The organism is Streptomyces sp. SID4985, assembly GCF_009863025.1.
Taxonomy (GTDB): Bacteria; Actinomycetota; Actinomycetes; order Streptomycetales; family Streptomycetaceae; genus Streptomyces.
Genome location: NZ_WWIR01000012.1, coordinates 1 through 3,939, shown reverse-complemented (window position 1 = coordinate 3,939; position 3,939 = coordinate 1). Strand labels below are relative to the sequence as shown.

General features: G+C 73.2%; 4 protein-coding genes and 1 pseudogene. All 5 read right to left on the bottom strand.

Features of this window, described 5'->3' with window-relative positions:
- Positions 1-74: 74 nt before the first annotated feature.
- Positions 75-1,322, bottom strand: a complete 1,248-nt coding sequence (locus GTW40_RS00565; protein ID WP_161178156.1) for an AAA family ATPase — start codon at positions 1,320-1,322, stop codon at positions 75-77.
- An 88-nt stretch (positions 1,323-1,410) separates the two neighbouring features.
- Entirely contained in the window at positions 1,411-2,850 is a 1,440-nt protein-coding gene (locus GTW40_RS00560) for a hypothetical protein (protein WP_161178155.1), read from the bottom strand.
- Positions 2,851-2,988: 138 nt separating this feature from the next.
- On the bottom strand, positions 2,989-3,132 hold the full coding sequence (locus tag GTW40_RS32465; protein ID WP_202485179.1) for a hypothetical protein: 144 nt from the start codon (positions 3,130-3,132) through the stop codon (positions 2,989-2,991).
- A 67-nt stretch (positions 3,133-3,199) separates the two neighbouring features.
- A complete protein-coding gene (locus tag GTW40_RS00555; protein ID WP_161178154.1) occupies positions 3,200-3,553 on the bottom strand; it encodes a cytochrome C oxidase subunit I in 354 nt (117 codons plus the stop codon).
- 15 nt (positions 3,554-3,568) lie between these two features.
- A pseudogene (locus GTW40_RS00550) lies at positions 3,569-3,939 on the bottom strand (cytochrome ubiquinol oxidase subunit I); the annotation flags it as partial.

Sequence of the window (3,939 nt, the reverse complement as noted above, 5' to 3'; positions counted from 1 at the left end):
TGGGGGCATGGGGCGCGGTACGGGGCGCTTCGCGGTGCCGGTCGTTGGGGTCACCGGCCTTTTCGCGGCCCCCGTCATCGGCGCACCCCCGTCGTACGCCCCGCCCCGGCCGCCGCGGCCACCCGCTCGACCGACCGGTCGGCTCCCCGGGCGAGGCCGATCACCCCGGTCAGCCGTTCCACCGCGTCCGGTACGTCCCAGTCGTCGCGCCGGAGCGCGGCCAGGGTGGTGGCCGGGGCGACCAGGAGGTCGGGGGCGCCGGTCTCCAGCGCCCGGACCAGGACCGCCCAGGCGGCTTCCCAGCGTGGCCGTTCGGGCCGGGCGCCCACGGCGGCGACGACCGCGTCCAGCGTCGCCTGCCGCAGATCACCCCGTTCCGGAAGCACGGCGTTGGCCGGGTCGGCGAGCAGGGTCTCCGGGTCGGGGAGGTCCAACCGGTCCATGTGCGCGAGGAGTTCGAGCCCGGGGCCGTCGCCGACCGCGCCCCGTACGAGCAGCGCCAGCACGTCGCGGGAGACGGACGCCGCCGTACCGAAGGCCAGCAGGGTCAGCGCGGCCTCCCAGCTGCGGGGCGAGGGCCAGGCGCCGCCGCGCCGGGTCTCGGTGGTGGGCAGGCGGTGGATCAGGGTCGGCCGGGCGTGCAGGAAGCTGGTGACGGTGCGCCGCGCGAGGGCCACCGCCTCCGGCAACAACTCCGGTACCAGTCGGGGAAGTTCAGCCCGGGGCCAGACTCCGCCCAGCCCGCGCACCACCACCTCGCGGTCGTGCGTCCAGTGCAGATGCACGAACCGGTTGGCCAGCGGAGGGCTCAGCTCCCACCCGTCCGCCGCCGACGCGCGCGGGTTGGCGGCGGCCACGATCCGTACGCCCGCCGGGAGTTGGAGCGTGCCGACCCTGCGCTCCAGGACGACCCGGAGCAGCGCGGCCTGCACGGCCGGTGTGGCGGTGGACAGTTCGTCGAGGAACAGCAACCCCTTTCCGGTCCGCACCAGTTCGACCGCCCACTGCGGTGGCGCCATCGGCACCCCGCGCACCTCCGGTTCGTCGCCCACGATCGGCAACCCGGAGAAGTCGGAGGGCTCGTGGACACTGGCGATCACGGTCGTCAGTGGCAGATCGAGCGTGTGGGCGAGCTGCGTCAGAGCGGCGGTCTTGCCGATGCCCGGCTCACCCCAGAGCAGCACGGGCAGATCGGCCGCGACGGCAAGGGCGAGCGCTTCGAGCTGTTCGTCGGGGCGGGGCTCGGTGGTGGTCGTCCGCAGGAGGGCCAAGAGGTCTTGTGCGAGGACGAGTTGGGGCGCGATGAGCGTGCTGGAAGTCATGGGCATCACCAGGGGGAGGTAAGGGGGACAGGCGCGTCCCAAGGGGTGTGAAAGCGTGGGTGGTTGACCGGACTCCGTGTGAAGTCGGTCAGTGCGTCAGGCCGGTACGGGGCCGGTTCTTCTTGTCCCGCTTGCGACGCAGAGAGAGTGGCGTACGGCGTTCGAGCCGGTGCCGGTGCTGGCGTTCCGTCTCCGACGCCGCCTCGGCGGCGGGGTGCACGGCGACCAGTCCCGAGCGGTACAGCCCGTACTCGATCCGGCCGGACGCCGCCGACTCCAGCTCGTCCCGCAACGGCCCGTCGCGCAGCAGCGCCCCCGGGCCGAGCAGCCCCTCCACCACGGCCAGCGCCCCGGCCGTGTCGCCGTGCCGCAGCCGTTCCTGGATCGCGGGCAGCGCCTCGGGGCTGCGGTGCACGGCGTCGATCGCCCGCAGACACGGCAGCGGCGGCCCGCCGAGCGCCACCAGCAGTTCCTCGCGGCGCAGTTCGGCCGGATCGTGATCGACGGCGGTCAGCACACCGTCCCGCAGGGCGATCCGGTGCACCTGCCCCCGGCACTCGACCCGATGCGGGTCGTACAGGTCGCGCAGGTCACGCAAGTCGTGCAGGTCGTACGGATCGTGCCGGTCGGCCGGAGCCCCGGCGGACGCACCCGCCGCCCCGTACTCCGCCAACGCGCCCGCGACGAGCGGATGCAACCGCGGCAGCGTCACCAGACCGGCCCGCAGCAGTTCGACATCCGGCAGCACCCGCGCGCCCGCCTCCGGCAGCATCGGAAGCGCCGCGACCTCCTGCGCGGGCAGTGCCTCCCGCACGAGCCGAACCGTCGGCGCATGACTGTCGTCGGGCGCGACGAGTTCGAGTACGACCCGCCGACGCGCCCCGAGCCGGACGCCGAACATCCCCCGAGCACGCCCCTCGGCACGCAGCAGCGCCTCCGCCTCGGCCGCCCAGTTCCCGACGGCCCACGGGGCGGGCAGGTCCAGCCCCTCAGGAGGCTCGCCGGGCGGTCGGCCGAGCGTGCCGCACTGCCGGACGTCCCACAGCCGCCGGTGCAGATCGAGCCGGAAACGCCGGTCGGGATGCGGATGCGGATGATGACCGCCGTACCCGCTCCCCGGCCCCTCCCACAGGGCCAGCGTCATCCGCTGCCCGGCGTCCGCCCACGCGGGCGACGTCCGTACGACGAGATGCACGGGTGTGGGCCCGGGATAGCGGGCGAGGGTCACGGTGAGGCCGGGGCGCAGCCGTCCGTCGGGTGCGATCCGGGGCATGTGCCAGCGCAGCAGATCCGGCGCCAGCCGTCTCAGATCCGCCCGCAACAGGCCGGTGATTTCCGTGCCGTACCGCTCACGCACGGCGCGCAGATCGAGATCGACGTCCACCCGGGCGGCCGCACAGGCAGCGCTCCAGTCACCGACCGCGCGCCGCGCGGTGGCCGTCTCGATCATGGACAGCGGCACGGCGTACTCACGTACACGGCGCCACATCGACAGTCGGGTCGGAATGCTCGCGAAGTGATGTGCCATCAGCACTCACCTTGCGCGAACGATTCCCCCGATCCGAGAGAGGAGGAGTTCTTCATCGCGGGCATCGTAAGCAGACCGGCGGCGGACTGTCATCCTGATAAACCGCCGGCCGAGTCGGTCACCCTTCCGGGGCCCGCCCTACCCGTCCTCCTCCGGATCCTCCCCCTCCGCCTGGGACGGAGTCGTGCGGGGTACGTCGCGGCGGACGGGGCCGCCGGTGGTCTCGATGTCCGGTTCCCGTTCGCCCTCGGCCTGGGACGGGGTGGGGGTCTCGAAGCTCATGGACGGGCTCCCTCCGTGAGGACTCCCGGGTACCCGGGGGCCGGGATTCGTCACGGAGGGAGCCGGGTCATCTGGCCAGGGAGAGCGCGGCCGTCGTCACCGAGGTGAGGCAGGCGACGGCCGCCAGGGTGCAGGCGACGCAGCGGAGGCGGAGGGCGCGGTAGCGCTGTTCGTACTCGGTGCGCAGGGAGCGGCAGCGGGCGGCGACGCGTTCCAGGTCCTGGCGGGCGCGGTGGAGGCTGTCGGCGATGTAGTGCCGTTCGATCTCCTCGCGCTGGGCTGTGGTCAGCCAGTCCATGGGGCCGGTGAAGTCCCGCGCGCGCTGTTCCGCGACCGCGATGGTGGCCTGCCACAGCAGGTATCCCTCGACCTCGTTGCCGAGCCTGGCGTCCTCGGCCTCACGTCCCGCTGGGTCGCTCATGGTGTCTCCGCGCGGTCACGGCCGGATCGCGTGCGCGGCGTGCTCGGCCATCGCGATGTCGGGGTGGTGCAGGTCGAAGGCGGGGGATTCGCTGCGGATGCGGGGCAGGGTGAGGAAGTTGTGGCGCGGGGGCGGGCAGGAGGTCGCCCACTCCAGGGAGCGGCCGTAGCCCCAGGGGTCGTCCACGTTGACGAGCTTGCCGTAGTGCGCGGTCTTCCAGACGTTGTAGAAGAACGGCAGCATCGACAGGCCCAGCAGGAACGCGCCGATCGTGGAGACGGTGTTGAGCAGGGTGAAGCCGTCGGCCGCGAGGTAGTCCGCGTAGCGGCGGGGCATGCCTTCCGCGCCCAGCCAGTGCTGGACCAGGAAGGTGCCGTGGAAGCCGA